Below are 21,142 nucleotides of genomic sequence, written 5' to 3' on the forward strand. Positions count from 1 at the left end.
GTGCCCAGGCTCCGGAAATTTGATATTCGCCCAGCGTAATCATCCTGACTTCGACCGATTGGACCGTCCCATGAGCACGATTATGAAAAGCCTGCCCACCGGCGAGAAAGTCGGCATCGCGTTCTCGGGCGGGCTCGACACGTCGGCGGCGCTGCTCTGGATGAAGCTGAAGGGCGCCAAGGTCTTCGCCTACACCGCCAATCTCGGCCAGCCCGACGAGGCCGACTACGACGCGATCCCTCGCAAGGCGATGGATTTCGGCGCCGAGAAGGCCCGCCTGGTCGATTGCCGCACCCAGCTGGTGCATGAGGGCATTGCCGCGATCCAGTCCGGCGCGTTCCACATCTCGACCGGTGGCATCACCTATTTCAACACCACGCCGCTCGGCCGCGCGGTGACCGGCACGATGCTGGTCGCGGCGATGCAGGAGGACGGCGTCAACATCTGGGGCGACGGCTCGACCTTCAAGGGCAACGACATCGAGCGCTTCTACCGCTACGGCCTGCTGACCAACCCGAGCCTGCGCATCTACAAGCCTTGGCTCGACCAGCAGTTCATCGACGAGCTCGGCGGCCGCGCCGAGATGTCGGCGTTCATGACCGCGCAGGGCTTCGCCTACAAGATGAGCGCGGAGAAGGCCTATTCGACCGACAGCAATTTGCTCGGCGCGACCCATGAGGCCAAGGATCTCGAGAGTCTTGCGAGCGGCATCACCATCGTCAACCCGATCATGGGCGTGCCGTTCTGGCGCGCCGATTGCGACGTCAAGCCTGAGAAGGTCGTGGTGCGCTTCGAGGAAGGCCAGCCGGTCGCGCTGAACGGCAAGACGTTCGCCGATCCCGTCGCGCTGTTCCTGGAAGCCAACGCGATCGGCGGCCGCCACGGCCTCGGCATGAGCGACCAGATCGAGAACCGGATCATCGAGGCCAAGAGCCGCGGCATCTACGAGGCGCCCGGCATGGCGCTGCTGCACATCGCCTATGAGCGTCTGGTCACCGGCATCCACAACGAGGATACCATCGAGCAGTACCGCATCAGCGGCATGCGGCTCGGCCGGCTGCTGTATCAGGGCCGCTGGTTCGATTCGCAGGCGCTGATGCTGCGCGAGACCGCGCAGCGCTGGGTGGCGCGCGCCGTCACCGGCGAGGTGACGCTCGAGCTGCGCCGCGGCAACGACTACTCGATCCTGAACACCGGGAGCCCGAACCTGACCTATGCGCCGGAGCGCCTCAGCATGGAGAAGGTCGAGGACGCTGCCTTCTCGCCGGCCGACCGCATCGGCCAGCTGACGATGCGCAACCTGGACATCGCCGACACCCGCGCCAAGCTCGGGCTGTACAACAAGACCGGCCTGCTCTCGAGCGGCGAAGGCTCGCAGATTTTTCAGCTCGAGAACGACAAGGATTGAGGTCGCCAAAAAACTCGGTGTCGTCCCGTGCTTGACCCGGGACGACGTGGGGAGAGATGTCGGCCTACTTCACCCTGAGCGCATCGAGCAGCGAACGGAACGCACGCGCGTAATCCGTTCCGGTCTTGCCGATGTCGGGCCCGGCGGAGACCGCGACCGCGGCTTCCGTCACCGCGCCGAGCAGCAGCCGCGCCAGCGGTTCGACCGGCTGCCTGGCGATCACGCCGGCATCCATCGCGGCCGTCAGCGCGCGCGGAAACTTGCCGCCGAAATGCTTGGCGTCGATCTCGCGCCAGCGTTCCCAGCCCAGCACGGCGGGGCCGTCGCGCAAGATGATCTGGCCGGTCGGGCCTTTTGAACACGCCGCGAAATAGCCCTGCGTTCCCGCCGCCATCGCCGCGAGCGGATCGTTCTCGGCGCGCGAGATGCGGTCGAGATCGGCGACGAGGTCCATCGAGATCTGCTCGAACACGGCCTCGAACACCGCCTCCTTGGTCGCGAAGTGATGATAGACCGCGCCCTTGGCGACGCGCGCCCCGGCGGCGATGTCGTCCATCGTCGCCGCCGCGAAGCCGCGCTCGCCAAAAATGCGCCGCGCCGCCTTGACGATGGCGGCTCTGGTCTTCTCGCGCCGTTCGGCCTGGGTTGCCATGGCGAATGTCTAGCCCAGGTTCCGGATCGGCGCCAGTTGACTTACCGACTCCCAGTCGATAAATACCGACCATCAGTCGGTAAATGGAGACTGCCCGATGCCCTCGCTCAAGACGCTGCAAGCCTTCGCTGATACGGTCGAATCCAACGACCATGTCGGCGCGATCAGGAACTTCTATACGGCCGATGCCCGCACCCAGGAGAACGACGGCGAATGGCGCGTCGGCCGCGAGGCGCTGGCGGCGCGCGAGGCGGCGGTGCTGGCCGCGGTCTCCGGCGTGAAGACCACGCGGCTCGGGCCGCTGCTGCTCGACGGCGATCATTCGGCGATCTGCTGGCGCTTCGAATTCACCGGCAAGGACGGCAAGGTCCGCAGCATGGAGGAGGTCGCCTGGCAGACCTGGCGCGGCGAGGAGCTGGTCGAGGAGCGCTTCTTCTACGATCCGCAGCAGATGGCGCGGTGATCGGACAAAGCAGTCCGCGGCCACATCGGCGCGGCGCTCCCTCGCCCCGTTCTTCACGGGGAGAGGGTTGGGGTGAGGGGCTCTCTCCGCGGGCACGGTGATAATTAGTCTTGCGGAGACTCCCCCTCACCCGGAACGCATCTGGCGATGCGTTCCGACCTCTCCCCGCAAGCGGGGCGAGGTGAAGCAAGAGGCCTCGCGTCGCGCCACAAACAAAAATGGCCGGGATCGCTCCCGGCCATTTCGTATCGTGATGTCGCGCCGGCTCAGCGCGGCGGCGCTGCGGAGGCGGTGCCGCCGTTGAGCAGCGGGGTGATGCGGCGGACGGTGACGCGCCGGTTGATGCGGCTCGGTCCGTCGGTCTGCTCCTTCAGGTATTGCGAGCCGTAACCCTGGGAGGTCAGGTTTTCCGCCGGCACGCCGAATTGCTGCGTCAGCAGCTCGGCGGCGGACTGCGCACGGCGGTCGGACAGCGACAGATTGTCGGTGTCGTTGCCGGTCGCATCGGTGTGGCCTTCGATCAGGAACACCTCGCGCGGATTGCGCTGGATGGCCCGGTTGAGGCCGTCGGCGATCGCCTGCAGCTTCGCCGCCTGATCCGGCGGAATCTGCCAGGAGCCGGAGTCGAAGTTGATGCTGTTGACGTCGATCGACGGCATCAGCATGCGGACGTTCGGGCTGTAGCGGATCTCGTCGAGCGTATAGCGTCGGGCGATCCGGTCCACCGGCGGCGCCTCCATGGTGTCGTAGATCACGTCCGGCGCCGCGCTGTCGGACTCGACGATGTAGCGATCATAGGGGATGCGGACCACCGGCGGAGGCAGATCGACATAGAAGCCGCCGACCGCGCCCGGATCGCGATAGCTGTTGTCGATGATGACGAGCTCACGCCCGCCCGGGTCCCTGCGGATCCGGCGCAGCATCTGGCCATCGGGACCGACCACGGTGATGATCTCGCTGCCGTCGGGACGAACCACGACGGTGCGGGTCTCGCCGCCGATCGTCTCGGTGCGAATGTCACGCGCGCCATAGCGGAAGCGATAGACGTCGTCGCCGCGCACATAGGCCTGACCGCCCGGATCGCGGATGATGATGCGGTCCGGCTCGGTGTAGATGGTGCGGCCATCTTCGACGACTTCCTGCCGCTGGTTGTGCAGGTCGGCGATGGTCCCGCCGATGATCGCGCCGGCCACGACGCCGACGCCGACGGCGGCACCGATCGCGAGCGGCGACACGTTGTCATGCCGCGGGGGCGGCGGCAGCGGCGCCGTGACCGTTGGTGCGGCCCGGAACGCGGACGAAACCGTCGGCGGGGCGTATTGCGCCTTGCCGGGCGGGGGCGTCGCGGCTGCCGAGCCGGGGACGACACCCGGCGCCGAGGGGCCGGCCGGCCGCGCCGCTGGCGCGCCCATGGCGGCTCCTTGGGCCGGTGAAACGCCGGGCGCAACGCCCGGAGCCGGTGCCGCGCCGGGAGCGCCCATTGCTGCACCGGGGGCCGGAGGCGTTCCGGGAGGTGTGGCCGGACGTCCCTGCTGACCCGGTGCCGGAGGCGTCGGTGTCGCGCCCGGAGGCGTAGCGGCGGGCGGGGTGCCGGGGGTGCCAGGTCGTGCCGGCGGCTGTCCGCCAGCGGCGGGAGGCGTCGTCGTTGTCGAAGGTGCAGGCGTTGCCGGCGACGTCGCGCCGGGCGGCGTCGTGGGCGAGGTGCCCGGCGGTTGCTTGGCACCGCCAGGACGTTCACCGCCACGTTCACCACCCGGACGTTCGCCGCGTGGGCGTTCGCCCGGTGCCGACGACGGAGCTCCCGGTGTTGCAGGTGCGGCCGGCGTTGCGGCTGCGGGCGGCGTGCCGGGGCGTGCCGCGGGAGCGGCGCCCGGTGCTGCCGGGGCGGCACTAGGTGCGGCACTTGGCGCCGGTGTCGGCGGCGTGTGCGCGGGTCCGGCGCCGGGCGGCGGCGTGGCCGGACGTTGCGGCGCTGCGGCCGGCGGCGGTGGAGGCGGCGTCGGATGCGAGGGTGCAGCCGCCGGCGGCGGCGTTGCCGGCTTCGCGGCCGGCGGCTCGGGCCGCACAGGTGCGGCTGCCGGCGGAGGCGGAGCTGGCCGCGCGGCGGGCGGTTCGGGCCGTGCGGGAGCGGCCGGCGGAGCAGGGTGTGCGGGCGCGGCCGCGGGCGGCGGAGGCGGAGCGGGGCGCGCAGGCGCGGCTGCCGGCGGAGCCGGCGGCGTCGGATGCGGCGGAGCAGCGGCCGGTGGCGGAGTCGGACGGGCGGGCGCTGCGGCCGGCGGCGGAGCCGGATGCGGCGCGGCTGCCGGAGGTGGCGCCTGCGGATGCGGTGCGGCGGCGGGCGGTGCCGGATGCGCGGGAGCGCCCGGCGCGGGCCGGGGCTTCGGCTTTCCGTCAGGCCCGAGCTCTTCCTTTGGCTGCGCCTGTGCGACGACCAGCGGGGAGGATTGTGCGTGCGACGCTGAGGTGGCGAATTGCATCACCGTCAGCGCAGTCGTGGCAAGCAGCACGAGACGAAGCTTTGTCATGGTCTTGGAGTCCCCGGCGGAAAGTCTGGGCAGGAAGGAAAGGAAGTCAGAGCCGAACAATTCGGCAGGACGATGAATTGCCAGCCGTTAGGCCGGATTGTGGCGAGCGCCGAATCATCGGCGAAGTTTATTTCGACATTATAACGGGTTGCATGTGCGCTTGTTCACCGCGCGTTCAGAAGAAACGCTCGGACACACTTGCAATCGATTTGGAACGAGGGCGCGACGGCGAATCACGGGATGGCGGGGCGATCTGTCGCAGGCGGCGGGCCGGTTGGTCCGGGTGGTCCGCGCACCGGTGATTCGTCGGGTGTCTTGCCGGGCAGCTCGTCCGGTCGCGGCGGCTCGCCGGGTTCGCGCACCGGCGGTGGAACCTCCGGCTGCGGATTGCCGGGCGGAATTCCCGGCGGCGGTTCACTCGGCGTGCCCGGCGTCGTCGGGGGAATCTCGGGGGGCTCGATCGGCATTACGTCGAGACCGTGCGGCAGTTGCCGATGTCAGGTCCACCGATGTCAGGTCGCGTCGCGCGCATTGATCGCTCCATCGCAGTTCGAAGCGATAACGGATCGCGCGCCGAGCCGTTCCCTGAAGCACCTCATTCGGGCGTGTGGCAGACCGCCTCGATGTTGTGGCCGTCGGGATCGAGCACGAACGCGCCGTAGTAGTTCGGGTGATAATGCGCGCGAATGCCGGGCGCGCCGTTGTCGCGGCCGCCGGCCGCCATCGCCGCCTTGTAGAAGGCGTCGACGGTGGCGCGGTCCTTGGCCGTGATGGCGATATGCACCGGCTTGTTCATCGCGCCTTCGCCGCCGATCCAGAAATCAGGCTTGCCGTCGGCGCCGAAGCCCGCCGCAGGGGCGCGCCCAGTGACTTCAGCAGGCACTTCCATGATCAGGCCGTAACCGAACGGCGCCAGCGCCGTCCGGTAGAACGCCTTCGCGCGCTCGTAGTCGGAGACCGAAAAGCCGATATGGTCGATCTCGCGAGCTTCCCTGTGTGTGCGACACTACATCCTCAGACTCTTGCACCTTTCCCGCTTGCGGGTACCCTCCAGGGGAGGGGGGTCGCAAGGTTGCCGCGAAGTCAGCTTGCCTACTTCACCGTCTCACACACAAACCCGTTGCCCTTCCGCCTGATCTTGCCGACCGTCGGCGAGGGGAAGTGCGCCGGGCAGCACAGCGCATCGGTGTCGCAATAGCGCTCGAGGAAGCCGCGCCGCGTCCTTGCGGCCTGGGCCTGGTCGACATCGAACTTCGCCGACAGCTCCGGATAATGGGTCTGGATCGGCGAGTGCATCAAATCGCCGGTAAACACCGCATCATCCTTGCCGCGGCCGAAGGTGAAGGCGACATGACCCGGCGTGTGGCCGGGCGTCGGCAGCACGCGCATATGATCGCCGATCGCAAAATCATTGCCGACGAGGTCGGCACGCTTGGCTTCGACCACCGGCAGCACGCTGTCGACGAAGGGCGGGACCTCTGCCTTGGCGTTGGTCTCGGTCCAGTAGTCGAACTCGCCCTTGTCGAACACGTAGCGCGCGTTCGGGAATGTCGGCACCCAGCGGCCGTTCTCGAGCCGCGTGTTCCAGCCGACATGATCGACATGCAGATGCGTGCACATCACATAGTCGATGTCGCCGACCGAAAAGCCCGCCGCCGCGAGGCCGCGCAGATAGTTGTCGTCGGTCTTCATGTTCCAGCTCGGCCGTCCCGGCCGCGGCTTGTCGTTGCCGATGCAGCTGTCGATCAGGATGGTGTGGTGCGGCGTCTTCACGATGTAGGACTGGAACGCCAGGATCAGCGTGTCGCTGTCATCGAGTGCGCCGGCCGCTTTCATCCAGGCGCGGTTCTCCGCGAGCAGCCCCGGTGTCAGTCCGGGCAGCATGTCAAGCGCGGGCAGGAACAGCCCTTCGTCTTCGACAATGCGATGAATGGTGAGATCGCCGGCGGTAAATTTCAGGCTCATGGTGATTCCTTGGCGTTAGCGTTTGCGAGCGAAGTGAAGTCCGGTTCGCGGGAAGAGAACGCGAAAAAAATGCTGGTGCGCGTCGCACACGGCGGGAATGATGATGTTGGCGAGGATATCCATTGCCGCAAGGCCTTGCTTGGGCTGGCCGTACCGGGCTGCCGTCGTCATCATCACAAGGTCGAGATCGGGACGAGGAAGGCGGGTAATCGTCCGGCTGTCGTCGCGCTTGGCCGGCGATCCGCAAGGCTGGCTCCGATGTCCAGCTTTCATGTGGTCGGCTCGCAGAGCTGTGCCAAAGATGGTCGACGCGAGCACAACGCTCGCCGGGACGTTAGAGGCGGGGGGAGACTTAGCGCATCGTCGTTCTCCCCACGCGTAGCTTTGCTACGCCGGCGGCGGCGCCGAGATCTTCACCGACGGCCGCTCCAGCATTCTCTGGTAGAACGCATCGAGCTTGGGATAGGCCTTGCGCCAGCCGCAGTCGGCAAAGCGGAAATCGGCGTAACCGAGCACGCAGACGAGGCCGATCTGCGCGATGTCGAACGACGCGCCGTTCAACACGTCCGGCCGGTTCTCGAACCGCGCCATGCCGGCCCAGGCCCTGTTCCAGTGATCGTCATACCAGGCCTGCCACAGCGAGCCCTGCGGCCGCACCATCTTCTCGTAGCGGCACAGCAGCATGGAATCGAGCATGCCGTTGAGCAGCGAATGATCGGTCTTCAGCTTCCAGCGCCGCGGACCGTAACCCGGGATCAGCCGGCCGCCGCCGATCTCGTTGAGATATTCGACGATGACGTAGGAATCCAAAATGACATCGCCATGGTCGAGGATCAGCACCGGCAGCTTCTTCAGCGGCGAGATCCTGGAATATTCGTCGTTGGCCGTGCCCGGCGCGACGCTGGCCGGCACCAGTTCGATCTTGTCGATCAGGCCAAGCTCGATCGCCGCGATGCGCACCTTGCGGGCGAACGGGGAGGCGGGGGAGAAAGTGAGTTTCATGGTGATGATCTCTTTCCGAGTACACCGCCGTCATCCTGAGGAGCGCGCCATCGGCGCGCGTCTCGAAGGATGGGCAACGACCAATACTATCTCGTCACCCATCCGCTGAGATGACGGTGTGCTGGGCTCATCCTTCGAGACGCCGCTTCGCGGCTCCTCAGGATGACGGACCGGCAATTACGCCGCGACGATTTCCTGGCGCTGCTCGCCGAGGCCTTCGATGCCGAGCGTCACGATGTCGCCGACATTGAGGAAGGTCGGCGGCTTCATGCCCAAACCGACGCCGGGCGGGGTGCCTGTCGTGACGATATCGCCGGGCAGCAGCGTCATGAACTGCGAGACGTAGGAGATGCATTTCGCCATGGTGAAGATCATGGTCTTGGTCGAGCCGGTCTGGCGGCGCTGACCGTTGACATCGAGCCACATCGACAGGTTCTGCACGTCGGCGATTTCGTCCTTGGTCGCGAGCCAGGGGCCGACCGGACCGAAGGTGTCATGGGACTTGCCCTTGGTCCACTGTCCGAGGCGCTCGGTCTGGAAGTTGCGCTCGGAGACATCGTTGCAGACGCAATAGCCGGCGACGTGGTTGAGCGCGTCGGCTTCCGAGACGTATTTGGCGCGGGTGCCGATGATCGCGGCGATCTCGACTTCCCAGTCCAGCTTGGTCGAGCCGCGCGGCTTCTCGACGGCATCGTTCGGGCCGGACAGCGAGGTATTCGCCTTCATGAAGATGATCGGCTCGGTCGGGATCTGAGCGCCGGTTTCCTTGGCGTGGTCGGAATAGTTCAGGCCGATCGCGACGAACTTCGAGATGCCGGTGACCGGGGCGCCGAAGCGCGGCTTGCCGGAGACGGCGGGTAGGGAGGCGGGATCGAGGGCGGAAAGCTTCTTCAGCGACTCCGGCGTGTAGGCTTCGCCGGTCAGGTCCTTCAGATGGGCCGAGAGGTCGCGGAGCTGGCCGGATTTATCGATCAGACCGGGCTTTTCCGCACCCTTTTCGCCATAACGAACAAGCTTCATGTTGATCACTCCCTACGATGTCTTGAGGATTGTTACTGGTATACCTCGACACGCTTCATGGAACAGCGCGCCGGGAAATTCAACCGCCATGAGCGCGCTGCATTGCTGCCAAGCCTTATGTCTGGGCCATTTCGGGCCGGTTAGCCCAGCGCGACGAACCTGAACGCGTCGCCGTCGCGCTTGATGTGGCCGGCATTGAAATGCCCGCCGATCACCAGCGTCGGCGTATCGGCAAAGCGCGAGAACAATTCGCGCCGCGTCGCGGCCGATTGCTTCTGGTCGGAGTCCGCGGTCGATGACCAGTCGGGGTGATACATCTGGCAGGGATGATGCGCGACGTCGCCGGTCAGCAGTCCTTCCGCGCCGCCGGACTTGATGTGGATGCTCATATGGCCGGGGCTGTGTCCCGGTGTCGGGATCAGCGTGATCTCCTCGGTGAGGCGATGATCGCTCGGCACCAGTGCGGCCTTGCCGGCATCCGCGATCGGCTTCACCGAGTCGGCGAACACGGCGGCATGGGCGGCATCGTCGCTGTGGTCGCGCCAGTGCTCGAATTCGGTCTTGCCGAACACGTAACGCGCATTTTCGAAGGTCGGCACCCATTTGCCGCCGGAGAGTTTCGTGTTCCAGCCGACATGGTCGACATGCAGATGCGTGCACAGCACGGTGTCGATGCTGTCAGGTGCAAATCCGGCCGCGGTCAGCTTCTCCAGGAACGGATCGCTGCGGTTGTTCCAGGTCGGCACGTTGCGGCCCTGCTTGTCGTTTCCGAGACCGGTGTCGACGATGATGCGGTGCTCCGGCGTCTCGACCAGCAGCGAATGGATCGACATTTTCAGCCGGCCATCCTCATTGGCGAAATGCGGGATCAGCCAGGGCAGGCTCTGGATCTCTTCCCGGCCGGCCAGCGGCAGGATGAAGCGTGTGCTGCCGACGGTCTCGAGTTCGACGACTTTTGTGATTTTGACCTTGCCGATCGTCCAGTGCATGCGGCGTGCCCTCGGTTTCTTGTTTCTCGCCGGATCATGCGGGCTTCCGCGCGCCGGCGCAATGGATCGAGTCGGCGCCTCCCGCGTTACCGCTTAGTCGGACGAAGGAGTACGCAAATGCCGGAACTGACAATCTCCCCTGAAAAAGTTGGTTTCTTGATCGAGAAGGCGCGGGAATTCGACGTCAAGGAGGGGATCGTCGATCCGGACTCCGGCTCGAATGGGACCGACGATGGGATGATCGACGTGCTGGAGGACGACGGTAACGATCCGGTGGCGCGCGAGATCACGGGCTTCATCGATGCGCTGAGCGAGGACGAGCAGGTCGACCTCGTCGCGCTGATGCGGCTCGGCCGCGGCGACGGCACAATCGAGGAATGGGCTGATCTCCGCCGCGAGGCCGCGCGCGGGCGCAACGGCCGCACCGCAAGCTATCTCTTGGGTGAACCGATGCTCGGCGATCTCCTTGCGGAAGGGCTCGACGAGTTCGGCATACCGCCGAGCGACGAGCGCATCACCCCGATCGAGTAGCAGGAGCTATCGCGCGCAGTCGACGATCACGGTGCCGATCTTGTCCCCCTTCTCGACGGCGAGATGGGCTTCGGCGGTCTCCGCCAGTGCGAATTGGCCGGCAATATTATGCACGCGGGTGCCCGACGCCAGCCAGTTGGTGATGTCGGCCTGCGCGGCCGCGAGCAGCGGCGGCGGCAGCGCGAACAACACCAGCGAGCGCACCGTGATGCATTTTTCCATCAGTTCGCGCACCGGCAGCACAGGCGTGTGGTTGCCGTTGGTGGCGTAGACCGCGATCGTCGAGTTCAGTGCCATGATCTTCAGCGTGGTCGCGAGGTTGCCGCCGAAATCGACGTCGATCACGCGGTCGACGCCGCGGTTCTCCGTGAAGGCCATCACCTTGGAGACGACGTCCTCGGTCCGGTAGTTGACGACCGTATCGGCGCCGGCAAGCCGCGCTTCCACGTCCTTCACCTGCGAGCTCACGGTCGCGATCACGCGTGCGCCGCCCCATTTGGCGAGTTGCACGGCGTAGTGGCCGACCGCGCCGGCGCCGCCGGTGACCAGCACGGTTTGCCCGGAGATCGGACCGTCCGCAAACAGCGCGCACCACGCGGTCATGCAGGGGATGCCGAGCGTCGCGCCGGCTGCGAACGACACGTCCTGCGGCAGCGGCGTCACCAGGTAATCGGCAAGCGTAATGTATTCGGCCGCGGTGCCGAAGGCGCGGCCGTTGCGCTGGCCGTTGAACAGCCAGACGCGGTCGCCGACGGAAAAACGCGTCACGCCTTCACCGACCTGGTCGACGATCCCGGCGCCGTCGCTGTTCGGGATCACGCGCGGAAATTCCATCGCGCGATAGTTGCCGCTGCGGCGGCCGACATCGGCCGGATTGACGCCGGAGGCCTCGAGACGAACCCTGACTTCGCCAGGGCCGGCGTCCGGCGTCGGCATTTCGCCGACGGTGAGCACCGTCGGCGCCGCGCCGGTCCGCTCGTACCAGACCGCTCTCATCTAGCGCCCCTTTCCGAAGTTCGTGAACTCGTCCAGCGACCTCTTGCGCGAACTTCGGAAAGCAAGAGGGCGCTAGAAGACTCGTGAATCTCTAGTGCCGCTTGACCGATTTGAAGCTCCCAATCGGCCTCGCCGCATATAGTGCAGGAGCTTCAAATCGGCGGCACTAGAGCGTGCCCGGGAAGGCGCCGCCGTCAAGCAGCAGGTTCTGCCCGGTGATGAAGCCGGCCTTGGCGCCGCACAGGAAGGCGCAGGCGTAGCCGAATTCGTCGGGATGGCCGAAGCGGCCAGCGGGGTTCAGCTTGGCGCGCTCGGCCAGGACCTGCTCGGTCGAGATACCGCGCTTCTCGGCCTCGGGCTTCGCAGTGCCGCGCAGGCGGTCTGTCTCGAACGGGCCCGGCAGCAGGCCGTTGATGGTGACGTTGTTGATCACGGTCTTGCGCGACAGGCCGGCGACGAAGCCGGTGAGGCCGGCGCGGGCGCCGTTGGACAGGCCGAGGATTTCGATCGGCGCCTTCACCGCGGCCGAGGTGATGTTGACGATGCGGCCGAACTTACGCGCCATCATGCCGTCGACGGTCGCCTTGATCAGCTCGATCGGCGTCAGCATGTTGGCGTCGATCGCCTTGATCCAGTCGTCGCGGGTCCAGTTGCGGAAATCGCCGGGTGGCGGGCCGCCGGCATTGTTGATCAGGATGTCCGGATCGGGGCAGGCCTTGAGCACGGCTTCGCGTCCCGCCGCCGTCGTGATGTCGCCGACGATCTCGGTGACGGTGATGTCGGGACGCGCGTTGCGGATCTCGTCGGCGGTCTGCTTCAGCGCCTCGGCGCCGCGCGCCGTCAGCGTGACATGCACCCCCTCATTGGCGAGCGCGATCGCGCAGGCGCGGCCCAGTCCCTTGCTCGATGCGCAGACGATGGCGCGGCGGCCTTTGATTCCAAGATCCACGAGTTCACTCCCTGTGATGTCGGGTTGGTTTGTAAAGCTTCGATGCCGCCAGTCTAGCCAAGCCCGGCGGCGCCGGTAAGGGACGTGCAATGCATAAGTGCATGCCGGACCGGAGCAGCCCGGGTGAGCCCGTTGGGTTAGATGTGCTGCTCGCGCCGCAGCCGCTCGATCGCCATGGCGGCTTCGGGCGGCAGCGACCGGAATCCGGCATGTCCGGCCGCGGAGAACAGCGGCCGCAATTGCGATCCGTTGAGGAATTGCGGCTGCCTCGCTAGCGGCACCAGCTGATCGAATACCAGCACCAGTGTGGTCACGACAAGGCCGACCCTGATCGCGCCGAGCAGCGCGCCGCCGAGCCGGTCTCCGATCCCGATCTCCGAGCCGATGGTGTCGTCGAGCATCGTCCGCGCCATCTTTCCGAGGATGACGCCGATCAGAAGGAAGATACCGAACAGCAGCACCCCGTTGGGCGGGAACGGCGAGGACGGCAGCGTCGCGAAGTGGGGCCCGATCATCGCCATTGCGGCGACTGCGAGCGGCATCGCGACGAGATAGGCCAGGATGGTGACCGCGCTGCGCAGCAGGCCTGTCGTGAAGCCGGTGACGACCGCGAACAACAACCCGAGCGTCACGACGATGTCGAAGAGGTTCATGGATAAGGATTCCTGCCCCAATCTCCTGCGGTCCCCTGGTTGATCAAACCTGCTTACATCAGGGACAATTGTCGCTATCACTCGTCCGCTTCAATCCGGGAACCTGCCGATGTCCGACCTATTCGATGTCAGTAAAGAAATCATCCTCATCACCGGCGCCTCACAGGGGCTTGGGCGGCAATTCGCCCGCGTGCTGGCGGCGCATGGTGCTGCGGTGGTGCTGGCGGCGCGCCAGACCGCGAAGCTGAAAAGCCTCGCGGAGGAGATCAAGGCCAAAGGTGGCCGCACAGCCGCGGTGCAGATGGACGTTGCGGATATTTCCGGCATTGCGAAAGCGCTCGACGCCGCGGAAGCCGCACTCGGTCCGGTCTCGGTGTTGATCAACAATGCCGGCATCGCGATCGAGAAGCTTGCGACCGAGCAGACCGAGGCCGATTGGGACGCCGTGATCAACGCCAATCTGAAGGGCGCCTATTTCCTCGCGACCGAGCTTTCGCGGCGCATGATCCTGCGCAAGCAGCCGGGCAACATCGTCAATGTCGCGTCCGTGCTCGGGCAGGGCGTGCTCAAGGCGGTCTCGCCCTATGCGATCTCCAAGGCCGGCATGATCCAGGGTACCAAGGCGATGGCGCTGGAACTCGCCGGCAACAACATCCGCGTCAACGCGCTGGCGCCGGGATACATCGACACCGAGATGAACCATGATTTCTGGTCGACGCCGGCAGGCGAGCGGCTCGCAAAACGGATTCCGCAGCGTCGAGTCGGTGCCGAATCCGATCTCGACGGCGCGATCATGCTGCTCGCCTCCAACGCCTCGCGCTACATGACCGGCACGGTGGTAACGGTCGATGGCGGGTTCCTATTGAACTAGATCCAGCGGCAAGAGCCGTATTTTGGTCCTGCAGCTTACTCCAGTGTGGTCGCACTCAGGGCAGCCTTAGCAGCAGCCCCGACCGAGCGTAAGCCAGCCACGTATATATCGACCACCCTTTCGAAGCTCTCGTCATAGGAATAGACGTGCAGGAATGAGTCCAGGATCTGATGCACGGCAAAGCCGCGCACCAGGCTCCGAAGCATGTACAAGGCGTCTTCTGCGTGTTGCCCATGCACCCCACATTCGGCGAGAACGGATTTGATGAGGCCGCAAGTTTCTTCGTGGGCCGCCCGCCACTCGGCGCAATCAATTGTGGGCGTCCTCGATGCGGCAGCCCACAAGGCGGGACGTTCCAACGCATATTGTCGCATCTCAAGGGCAACTGACTTCAGGGCGTCAAAAGACGTCTTGCCCTCGCATGCTGTCTTCAACCTGACGAGCAGGTCGTGATAGCCCTTAATCGCGAAAAATCTTCGCAATTCCGGAATCAAACAACGCTTGTCGGCAGAGAAGCCTTCTACCTCTGAGGCCAGATCTCTTGCAAGCAGCTGATCCCAGGATGCCGACAACATGTCATCGAGGTTGAAGTTGTGTTCGTGGTTCATTGATCCAGCTCCGCCTTCAGCACGAAGGCCGGTTGCTTCCACAGATACGCGACCTCGACCACGTGGCCGCGTGTGCTGACTCTTCTGCATTGCCTGGAGACCGGCCGTTGGGAGGACGTGAATAAAAGACGGAATTCGGTGAGATTACCCGGAAGACTTACCTGAAGCTGGGCGCCGGTCTCCCAGACGCACAAGACCAGGCACTTTGTCGACCACGATCCATCGGCCGAAACGCATCTTGCGCAAAGCGGGGTGGAGAAGACTATGCGCTTCGGCTCGGCCAGATTAAGGGGTGGAAACCCCAATGTTTGCCTGTTCCCATCCTTCTTGTGCAGACCAACGGCGCGCGGGAGCGAATCGTTTGGCTCTGTCTGCATCGTTTTGGGTCGATTCCCTCGACTGTGATGCATCTTGGGTTGCATCTCCAGCTCCGTATTTTGCGGATTCCGGCGAAAAAGCCACCAAGTTCCCTTGGAGGGTACGTCAACGCAGTTTCGAGTTGCGCCTATCTCTAGCTGGTGGTCTGTGCTGTTTATCGGCCGCCATGGCTCAATTCGTCGGCTGACCTACGGTTAAGGAACGGCAAACACGTGAAGACGATCTTCTCGACCTCCTCGGTTCACCCCCGCGACCGATTTGATTATTGGCACAGCCTCGCCTGCAAGGAGATCGTAGGTCATGACTCTGTGCCGGAAAATCGGCCGACGTTTCAAGCTGAGATCAAGGCCGCGAAGTTCGGCAACCTGGACCTTGTTGAATTCAGCAACTCGCCGATGCAGGTCTCTCACACCTTGGCCCATGTCGAGCGCACCAGACCCGACACGGTTTTCCTGTGTTACCAGTTGTCGGGCAGCATCCTTGTCGTCCAGAACGCACGCGAGGTTAACCTGGACGCCGGTTCGCTGATGCTGCTTGAGCCGCGCTTGCCTTATGATGCGAAGTTTTCGCCAAACTCGAAAACCCTCCTCATCAAGGTTCCGCGTCGTGAGCTACGCGCACGGATCGGTAGAAATCGCGATTTGATCGCGCGTCGGGTGACGGCCGAGCGGGCGGACGATGATCTGGCGCTTTCGGTCGCCGCAAAACTGCCATCGCTCGCTGGGAGGACAGCTTCTATAACAGAAGAAATCGTCGGCAATCACGTGCTCGACTTAATCGGACTATCCATTGCGAGAACAATTGGGAGCGCTACCGTTCGCGTCTCGAGTCCAAAGGCGATATTGCTGGGACAGATTCGTTCGGTGGTGGAAGCGAGGCTCACCGATCCCGCGCTCGACGGACAGAAGGTCGCCGATATCGTTGGAATAAGCGTCCGATACGCCAATGCGCTTCTTGCCGAACAGGATTCCTCGCTTCACCGTCTCATTCTGTCCCGACGGCTCGCGCGTTGCCGGTTTGCTCTTGAAGAGCCCAACCAGGTCCATCGAACCATAGCTGAAATTGCACGGGGATGGGGGTTTTCGGACATGACGCATTTTGGCCGCTGCTTTAAAGCGGCTTATGGGGTTTCACCCCGCGAGTATCAGAAAGCGGCGGTGCAGTCCCGGCAAGGTGGTCGTCTCTGACTCTACGGCGCCAATGAGTCCACGTCCCGAAGCGCGATGGGATCAGGTTGAATCGTCATCGCGCTTTAGCTCTTTGTTTGATCATGATCGTTTCGGAAAACCGCTTCACACTTTTCCGGATCATGCTTCAGCTTTGTAGCCCGGATGAAGCGCAACGAAATCCGGGGAGCATGCGGGAAGGTCCCGGCTATCGGCCACGTCCCAAAGCGCAGCCATGACGGCGTGGAAACGTCAGTTGCAGAAGTCCGCAAATGCCATATGCGATAGCCCGGGGCGAGGGGCGTCTGCACGATTTCTGGATAATCGAAGAATGCCGTTGATTTGCCCGACGAGTCAAGTTGCCGTATCCGCCGGCTGCTTTGCATGGGGTTGTTTTCGATATTTTGGCAGTGCGCCCGTGCGACGGCAGTCTCGTAGGGTGGGCAAAGGCGCTCTCGCGCCGTGCCCACCATCAAGAGCCGCACACGAAGAGGTAGGCACCCTTTGCTTTGCCCACTCGACGCATTTGGTCACCCCGCCCGCATCTCCGCCTTGATCATGTCGGCGGCCTTCTCGCCGATCATGATGGTCGGCGCGTTGGTGTTGCCGCCGATCAGGGTCGGCATGATCGAGGCGTCGACCACGCGCAAGGCCTCGAGCCCGTGCACGCGCAGCTTCGGATCGACCACCGCAAGCGGATCGCCGGTGCCCATCCTGCAGGTGCCGACCGGATGATAGACGGTGTCGGAGCGCGCCCGCAGGATGCTGCGGATGTCGTCGTCGGTGCGGACATCTGATGTGAACATGTCCTTCTGCTGCAGCGCGCGCAGCGCCGGCGTATCGAGCAGCCGCTTCGTCATCTTGAAGCCCGCGACCATGGTCTCGACGTCGCTGTCCTCGCCGAAGAAATTCGGATCGATCGCGGGGGCTGCGAGGGGATCGGCGCTGTTCAGCCACACGCTGCCGCGGCTTGCCGGGCGCAGCAGGCAGACATGGCAGGAGAAGCCGGTGCCCCAGCGCGGCTTGCGGCCGTGGTCTTCCACCATGGCCATGCAGAAATGCAGCTGGATGTCGGGAACGTCGAGCTCAGGTCGCGTCTTCAGGAAGCCGCCGCATTCGGCGACGTTCGAGGTCATCGGGCCGCGCCGCTCGCGCCGGTATTGCCCGATACCCTTGATGATCCGCCCGATGCCGCTCCACGACAGTCCCGAGAAATAAGGAGCGTCCGAGGCGAAGCCGAACACGAAATCAGGGTGATCCTGCAGGTTCTGTCCGACACCCGGCAGATCATGCACGCTGGCGATCCCGTGCTTGCCGAGCGCCGCGGCGTCGCCGACGCCTGACAGCATCAGCAATTGCGGCGACTGGAACGCGCCGGCCGAGAGGATGACCTCGCGCCGCGCGCGCAGCACCTTCTTCTCCTTGCCCTGAATGTATTCGACGCCGACGGCACGCTTGCCCTCGAAGATGATGCGGGTCGCCTGCGCTTGCGTCTCGATCCGCAGGTTGGGCCGGCGGCCCATGTGCGGATGGATATAGCCGCGCGCCGCGCTCCAGCGCTCCCCATTCCTCTGGGTGACCTGGTAGATGCCTAAACCTTCCTGTTCGGCGCCGTTGAAATCGTCGCGGATCCGGAACTGCGCCTCGCGCGCGCCCTGCAAGAACGTCTCCTTGACCGGATTGTCGGACTGCAGGCCCGTGACGTTGAGCGGTCCGCCCTTGCCGTGATATTCGCCGTCCAGCTCGGTGTTGTTCTCCGAACGCTTGAAATAGGGCAGGACGTCGGCGTAGCTCCAGCCGGTGTTGCCGAGCGAAGCCCAGTGGTCGTAGTCGGCGCGATGACCGCGGATATAGACCATGGCATTGATGGCGCTTGAGCCGCCGAGCCCCTTGCCGCGCGGCTGATAGCCGATGCGGCCGTTCAGGCCCTTCTGCGGCACCGTGTCGAAGGCCCAGTTGTTGAGCTTGCTCGAGAGCATGAGAATGATGGCGCCGGGCGTGGTCACCACCCAATTGTCGTTCTTGCCGCCGGCATCGAGCACCGCCACCGAGGTCGCCGGATCCTCCGACAACCGCCCTGCCACCGCGCAGCCGCCGGAGCCGGCACCCACCACCACGAAATCGAATGTGTCAGTCACTTATGTTTCCCCCTGCTTGTTATTTCCGTCATTCACCGGTGACGATTACGACAACAGCCGCATCAGCCTCTCCAGCCGAGCGATCTTCGCGCCATAGGGCGGATAGAGATCGGCGAGCCGATTGAAGCGCGAGCGGTAGAACACGGGCTTCAGCTTGGTCAGCGTCTTGAATCCCCATTCGCCGTGATAGGCGCCGGTGCCGGAAGCGCCGACGCCGCCCATCGGCTGATAGGCCTGCGCGAAATGGAACAGGCAGTCATTGACGGTGACGCCGCCGGACACCGTGCGCGCCAGCACCGCATCGCGGGCGGCGTTGTCGGTGCCGAACCAGTACAGCGCCAGCGGGCGGTCGCGCCGGTTGATGAAGGCGATCGCCTCGGTGGCGTCGCGCGTGCCCATGACCGGCAGCAGCGGTCCGAAAATCTCCTCCTGCATCACGGTCATCTCGGGCGTCGCATCGACGATCACGGTCGGCGGGAATTTGCGCCTCGCCTTCCACTCGGGATCGTTCGGCGCGGCCGGCTGCATGATGGTCGCGCCCTTCGCGGCGGCGTCGGCGACGAGGCCCTCGAGCCGGGCATAGTGCCGGTCCGAGACGATCGAGGTGTAGTCGGGATTTTTTGGATCGGTGCCGAACATGTGCTGCATGTGGCCTTGCAGCCGCATCGCGAACGGCTGCACCGAGGCTTGCGGCACCAGCACGTAATCGGGCGCGATGCAGGTCTGGCCGGCATTGAGCAGCTTGCCATAGGCGATGCGCTGCGCGGCCTCGTCGAGGTCGGCGGAGCCGTCGACGATCGCGGGCGATTTGCCGCCGAGCTCGAGCGTCACCGGTGTCAGGTTGCGGCCGGCCGCCTCCGCGACCAGCCGGCCAACGCGGGTCGAGCCGGTGAAGATCAAATGATCGAACGGCAGGGCGGCGAAGGCCCTTGCGATCTCGTCGTCGATATCGGTGACCGCAAGCTCGGTGGTGTCGAACTTCTTCTCGATCACCTCGGCCAGCAGCTCGGCGAAGCGCGGCACCAGCTCGCTCGGCTTGATGATGGCGCGGTTGCCGGCGGCGATCGCGGCGACCGCGGGCGCCAAGGTCAGCTGCAGCGGATAATTCCAGGGCGCGATGATCCCGACCACCCCGAGCGGCTGCGGGATCAGCCGGTTCCTGGCCGGCGCGAACTGCACCGTGGTCGGAATCCTCTCGGTCGCCATCCAGCCCTTGAGGTGCCTGGCCGCATGCTTGATCTCGCCGAGCACCAGCATGGTTTCGGCGATCGCGGTCTCGACGGTGGAGCGGTGGCCGAAATCGGCCGAGATCGCCGCCTCGAATCGCGCCTCGTTCTCGGTCAGCGCGCCGCGCAGGCGGCGCAGCCGGTCGAGCCGCGCCTGCAATGTCGGCGCGGGCTCGCTGCGCGACAGCTCGAACTGGCGGTGAAAGGCGTCTTCAAGCGCATGCAGCCCCGGGCTCTTCAATGGCCGGTCCATGGCGTTTCCCCTCGAATGACGTGTCATTGACGGACTTTGTTGGGCGCCAAGCTCCGCTTTTGCGCGCGATCTGGCAAGAGCCCGGTTCCCGGCGGTAAACTTGCCAGGAAAACCACCGATTTCGGCGTCACAAAATCCTCAAAAACCCGCATCCGGGGCTTTCCAAACCGTACTCACGTTGATACATACCCCTCGCACCCGATGGCTTCGGCCCGGGTCGCCTTCTCAGGAAGCCCTCCGGACGGATCGATCGGCGCCATCTGATGCGTTGGCCGACCGGCTCGGGCACTCTTTCTGCAAGGCACGCAACGGTTTAACGCGGGGTGGAGCAGCCCGGTAGCTCGTCAGGCTCATAACCTGAAGGTCATAGGTTCAAATCCTATCCCCGCAACCAAGTTCGACACGGAAACCCAGCAATCTGAATGGATTGCTGGGTTTTTGTTTTTGGGTCGAACGTCGCCGCAACGCAATCGACGACTCGGTTTCGTGGGTTCGAAACATCCGCAACCTCCTGCGGTCGGCATAACGACACCTGCGCGAACAGCGGAGGCCGACTTGCCTTGGCCATCTCGTCTGGCTTGATTGGGGATACCATTGATCTCGCCGATCAATCGGATTATCGACGCGGTGAACTCGCGGGATCGTCTCGACGATGTCGGCGCGTGGATGGCCCTGACAGTCGTGTGAGCCGAGCTAGGGGAGGTCGCTGCGGCGGGGGACGTTCAGTATCGCGCGCCTCTGAGGAGGTGCTTCGGTGAACCACCAAGCATGCAGGCGATGCTCATCCGGATTTCAACCGCGCTTGCCTCGATGCGTTGTCGACACAAGCCCGATCATTTTCTGTCCTTGTCGGCGGTGTCGTCCACGTTGCCTCCACTGTCGACGCATTTCTTGAAATAGTCGCGTTCGGCCTGTCCGTTGCCTTTGGCGCTACCCGCCGCCGGATTGCCGGGCTGACGTGGTGGAAAGTTCTTCGCAACGAGCGCATTGCATTTCCTCGCGACCTCAACGGTGACGGCTGATGTCTCGGTTGGCAAAAGCAGGGGAGTCACCAGCGAGAATGCAAGAGCGGCTCGCTTGAACTTCTGTTCGGCGCGCATGGTTACCCTCCCTTGTGTGCTGCCGTCATCGTTGACGCGGCGTGATCCTATCGCGCGGTGCAAAACAGGCAATGGTCGATCGCGCAACCCGTTCACGCCGGGGTCCGCAGATCAGCGCTTTGCGAGCCCTGGATCAATGTGAGCCTTGGATCAAAATGACCGCAAGGCCCGAGCGGGTTAGGGGCGTCGTCTGATGCGGCACGTACGATCCTCCGCCGGAGGATTAATCCTACGCTGCAATAATTGCCG

At 64.6% G+C, this 21,142-nt stretch carries 21 protein-coding genes and 1 tRNA gene; 6 read left to right on the forward strand and 16 right to left on the reverse strand.

Translation table 11 applies throughout. From position 1 onward, the window contains the following. The first annotated feature begins 70 nt into the window (after window positions 1-70). A complete protein-coding gene (gene argG, locus HAP47_RS06345) occupies window positions 71-1,408 on the forward strand; it encodes an argininosuccinate synthase (RefSeq protein ID WP_173638976.1) in 1,338 nt (445 codons plus the stop codon). A gap of 64 nt (window positions 1,409-1,472) precedes the next feature. Here argG and HAP47_RS06350 read toward each other — a convergent pair whose 3' ends face one another. Further along, window positions 1,473-2,060, reverse strand: a complete 588-nt coding sequence (locus HAP47_RS06350) for a TetR/AcrR family transcriptional regulator (protein ID WP_173638975.1) — start codon at window positions 2,058-2,060, stop codon at window positions 1,473-1,475. Between the two features lie 97 nt (window positions 2,061-2,157). On the opposite strand from HAP47_RS06350, the gene HAP47_RS06355 reads away from it, so the two are divergent. Further along, window positions 2,158-2,523, forward strand: a complete 366-nt coding sequence (locus tag HAP47_RS06355) for a polyketide cyclase (RefSeq protein WP_097676969.1) — start codon at window positions 2,158-2,160, stop codon at window positions 2,521-2,523. 266 nt (window positions 2,524-2,789) lie between these two features. Here the strand turns inward: HAP47_RS06355 and HAP47_RS06360 are convergent, their stop codons facing one another. From HAP47_RS06360 to HAP47_RS06395, 8 genes are all read right to left on the reverse strand, one after another. Next, the gene (locus HAP47_RS06360; RefSeq protein ID WP_173638974.1) at window positions 2,790-5,048 is read right to left on the reverse strand and encodes an OmpA family protein; all 2,259 of its coding nucleotides are present in this window, start codon (window positions 5,046-5,048) and stop codon (window positions 2,790-2,792) included. Window positions 5,049-5,281: 233 nt separating this feature from the next. Then, entirely contained in the window at window positions 5,282-5,515 is a 234-nt protein-coding gene (locus tag HAP47_RS06365; RefSeq protein WP_231168790.1) for a hypothetical protein, read from the reverse strand. 128 nt (window positions 5,516-5,643) lie between these two features. Further along, on the reverse strand, window positions 5,644-6,027 hold the full coding sequence (locus HAP47_RS06370) for a VOC family protein (RefSeq protein ID WP_173640624.1): 384 nt from the start codon (window positions 6,025-6,027) through the stop codon (window positions 5,644-5,646). Window positions 6,028-6,140: 113 nt separating this feature from the next. After that, window positions 6,141-7,013, reverse strand: coding sequence for an MBL fold metallo-hydrolase (locus HAP47_RS06375; protein ID WP_173638973.1), 873 nt, complete (start codon window positions 7,011-7,013; stop codon window positions 6,141-6,143). 15 nt (window positions 7,014-7,028) lie between these two features. Beyond that, on the reverse strand, window positions 7,029-7,286 hold the full coding sequence (locus HAP47_RS06380; protein WP_173637093.1) for a hypothetical protein: 258 nt from the start codon (window positions 7,284-7,286) through the stop codon (window positions 7,029-7,031). A 114-nt stretch (window positions 7,287-7,400) separates the two neighbouring features. Then, complete coding sequence (locus HAP47_RS06385) at window positions 7,401-8,015, reverse strand: glutathione S-transferase family protein (protein WP_173638972.1); 615 nt, start codon at window positions 8,013-8,015, stop codon at window positions 7,401-7,403. Between the two features lie 177 nt (window positions 8,016-8,192). Beyond that, window positions 8,193-9,035, reverse strand: a complete 843-nt coding sequence (locus HAP47_RS06390; protein ID WP_173638971.1) for a fumarylacetoacetate hydrolase family protein — start codon at window positions 9,033-9,035, stop codon at window positions 8,193-8,195. 140 nt (window positions 9,036-9,175) lie between these two features. Next, window positions 9,176-10,024 carry an MBL fold metallo-hydrolase gene (locus HAP47_RS06395; protein ID WP_173638970.1) on the reverse strand — a complete coding sequence of 283 codons (849 nt, stop codon included), beginning with the start codon at window positions 10,022-10,024 and terminating at the stop codon, window positions 9,176-9,178. A 117-nt stretch (window positions 10,025-10,141) separates the two neighbouring features. Here HAP47_RS06395 and HAP47_RS06400 point away from each other — a divergent pair, with 117 nt between their 5' ends. Beyond that, entirely contained in the window at window positions 10,142-10,555 is a 414-nt protein-coding gene (locus HAP47_RS06400; protein WP_173638969.1) for a DUF3775 domain-containing protein, read from the forward strand. Window positions 10,556-10,561: 6 nt separating this feature from the next. On the opposite strand, the gene HAP47_RS06405 is transcribed toward HAP47_RS06400, so the two are convergent. The 3 genes from HAP47_RS06405 to HAP47_RS06415 form a co-directional block, all read right to left on the reverse strand. Then, the gene (locus HAP47_RS06405) at window positions 10,562-11,551 is read right to left on the reverse strand and encodes an NADPH:quinone reductase (RefSeq protein ID WP_173638968.1); all 990 of its coding nucleotides are present in this window, start codon (window positions 11,549-11,551) and stop codon (window positions 10,562-10,564) included. 166 nt (window positions 11,552-11,717) lie between these two features. Continuing rightward, window positions 11,718-12,500 carry an SDR family oxidoreductase gene (locus tag HAP47_RS06410; protein WP_173638967.1) on the reverse strand — a complete coding sequence of 261 codons (783 nt, stop codon included), beginning with the start codon at window positions 12,498-12,500 and terminating at the stop codon, window positions 11,718-11,720. 137 nt (window positions 12,501-12,637) lie between these two features. Further along, window positions 12,638-13,153: a CvpA family protein gene (locus tag HAP47_RS06415; RefSeq protein WP_173638966.1), complete on the reverse strand. Its 516-nt coding sequence runs from the start codon at window positions 13,151-13,153 to the stop codon at window positions 12,638-12,640. Between the two features lie 109 nt (window positions 13,154-13,262). Between HAP47_RS06415 and HAP47_RS06420 the strand changes: the two genes are divergently transcribed. After that, complete coding sequence (locus tag HAP47_RS06420; RefSeq protein ID WP_173638965.1) at window positions 13,263-14,024, forward strand: SDR family NAD(P)-dependent oxidoreductase; 762 nt, start codon at window positions 13,263-13,265, stop codon at window positions 14,022-14,024. Between the two features lie 35 nt (window positions 14,025-14,059). On the opposite strand, the gene HAP47_RS06425 is transcribed toward HAP47_RS06420, so the two are convergent. Further along, window positions 14,060-14,632, reverse strand: coding sequence for a TetR-like C-terminal domain-containing protein (locus HAP47_RS06425; protein WP_173638964.1), 573 nt, complete (start codon window positions 14,630-14,632; stop codon window positions 14,060-14,062). Between the two features lie 590 nt (window positions 14,633-15,222). Here HAP47_RS06425 and HAP47_RS06430 point away from each other — a divergent pair. Next, on the forward strand, window positions 15,223-16,197 hold the full coding sequence (locus HAP47_RS06430; RefSeq protein ID WP_231168791.1) for a helix-turn-helix domain-containing protein: 975 nt from the start codon (window positions 15,223-15,225) through the stop codon (window positions 16,195-16,197). 509 nt (window positions 16,198-16,706) lie between these two features. Here HAP47_RS06430 and HAP47_RS06435 read toward each other — a convergent pair. Further along, on the reverse strand, window positions 16,707-18,314 hold the full coding sequence (locus tag HAP47_RS06435) for a GMC family oxidoreductase (protein ID WP_173638962.1): 1,608 nt from the start codon (window positions 18,312-18,314) through the stop codon (window positions 16,707-16,709). Window positions 18,315-18,359: 45 nt separating this feature from the next. Further along, the gene (locus tag HAP47_RS06440) at window positions 18,360-19,793 is read right to left on the reverse strand and encodes a coniferyl aldehyde dehydrogenase (protein WP_173638961.1); all 1,434 of its coding nucleotides are present in this window, start codon (window positions 19,791-19,793) and stop codon (window positions 18,360-18,362) included. Between the two features lie 317 nt (window positions 19,794-20,110). Between HAP47_RS06440 and HAP47_RS06445 the strand changes: the two genes are divergently transcribed. After that, a tRNA-Met gene (locus HAP47_RS06445) sits at window positions 20,111-20,187 on the forward strand. A gap of 439 nt (window positions 20,188-20,626) precedes the next feature. Here the strand turns inward: HAP47_RS06445 and HAP47_RS06450 are convergent. After that, window positions 20,627-20,893, reverse strand: a complete 267-nt coding sequence (locus tag HAP47_RS06450) for a hypothetical protein (RefSeq protein WP_231168792.1) — start codon at window positions 20,891-20,893, stop codon at window positions 20,627-20,629. Window positions 20,894-21,142 lie beyond the last annotated feature (249 nt).

Source organism: Bradyrhizobium sp. 41S5 (genome assembly GCF_011516665.3).
GTDB classification, from domain to species: domain Bacteria; phylum Pseudomonadota; class Alphaproteobacteria; order Rhizobiales; family Xanthobacteraceae; genus Bradyrhizobium; species Bradyrhizobium quebecense.

Coding starts and splice junctions, on each gene's coding strand:
- argG (WP_173638976.1), top strand. CDS start 71: ATGAGCACGATTATGAAAAGCCTGCCCACCGGCGAGAAAGTCGGCATC.
- HAP47_RS06350 (WP_173638975.1), bottom strand. CDS start 2,060: ATGGCAACCCAGGCCGAACGGCGCGAGAAGACCAGAGCCGCCATCGTC.
- HAP47_RS06355 (WP_097676969.1), top strand. CDS start 2,158: ATGCCCTCGCTCAAGACGCTGCAAGCCTTCGCTGATACGGTCGAATCC.
- HAP47_RS06360 (WP_173638974.1), bottom strand. CDS start 5,048: ATGACAAAGCTTCGTCTCGTGCTGCTTGCCACGACTGCGCTGACGGTG.
- HAP47_RS06365 (WP_231168790.1), bottom strand. CDS start 5,515: ATGCCGATCGAGCCCCCCGAGATTCCCCCGACGACGCCGGGCACGCCG.
- HAP47_RS06375 (WP_173638973.1), bottom strand. CDS start 7,013: ATGAGCCTGAAATTTACCGCCGGCGATCTCACCATTCATCGCATTGTC.
- HAP47_RS06380 (WP_173637093.1), bottom strand. CDS start 7,286: ATGAAAGCTGGACATCGGAGCCAGCCTTGCGGATCGCCGGCCAAGCGC.
- HAP47_RS06385 (WP_173638972.1), bottom strand. CDS start 8,015: ATGAAACTCACTTTCTCCCCCGCCTCCCCGTTCGCCCGCAAGGTGCGC.
- HAP47_RS06390 (WP_173638971.1), bottom strand. CDS start 9,035: ATGAAGCTTGTTCGTTATGGCGAAAAGGGTGCGGAAAAGCCCGGTCTG.
- HAP47_RS06395 (WP_173638970.1), bottom strand. CDS start 10,024: ATGCACTGGACGATCGGCAAGGTCAAAATCACAAAAGTCGTCGAACTC.
- HAP47_RS06400 (WP_173638969.1), top strand. CDS start 10,142: ATGCCGGAACTGACAATCTCCCCTGAAAAAGTTGGTTTCTTGATCGAG.
- HAP47_RS06405 (WP_173638968.1), bottom strand. CDS start 11,551: ATGAGAGCGGTCTGGTACGAGCGGACCGGCGCGGCGCCGACGGTGCTC.
- HAP47_RS06415 (WP_173638966.1), bottom strand. CDS start 13,153: ATGAACCTCTTCGACATCGTCGTGACGCTCGGGTTGTTGTTCGCGGTC.
- HAP47_RS06420 (WP_173638965.1), top strand. CDS start 13,263: ATGTCCGACCTATTCGATGTCAGTAAAGAAATCATCCTCATCACCGGC.
- HAP47_RS06425 (WP_173638964.1), bottom strand. CDS start 14,632: ATGAACCACGAACACAACTTCAACCTCGATGACATGTTGTCGGCATCC.
- HAP47_RS06440 (WP_173638961.1), bottom strand. CDS start 19,793: ATGGACCGGCCATTGAAGAGCCCGGGGCTGCATGCGCTTGAAGACGCC.
- HAP47_RS06450 (WP_231168792.1), bottom strand. CDS start 20,893: ATGCGCGCCGAACAGAAGTTCAAGCGAGCCGCTCTTGCATTCTCGCTG.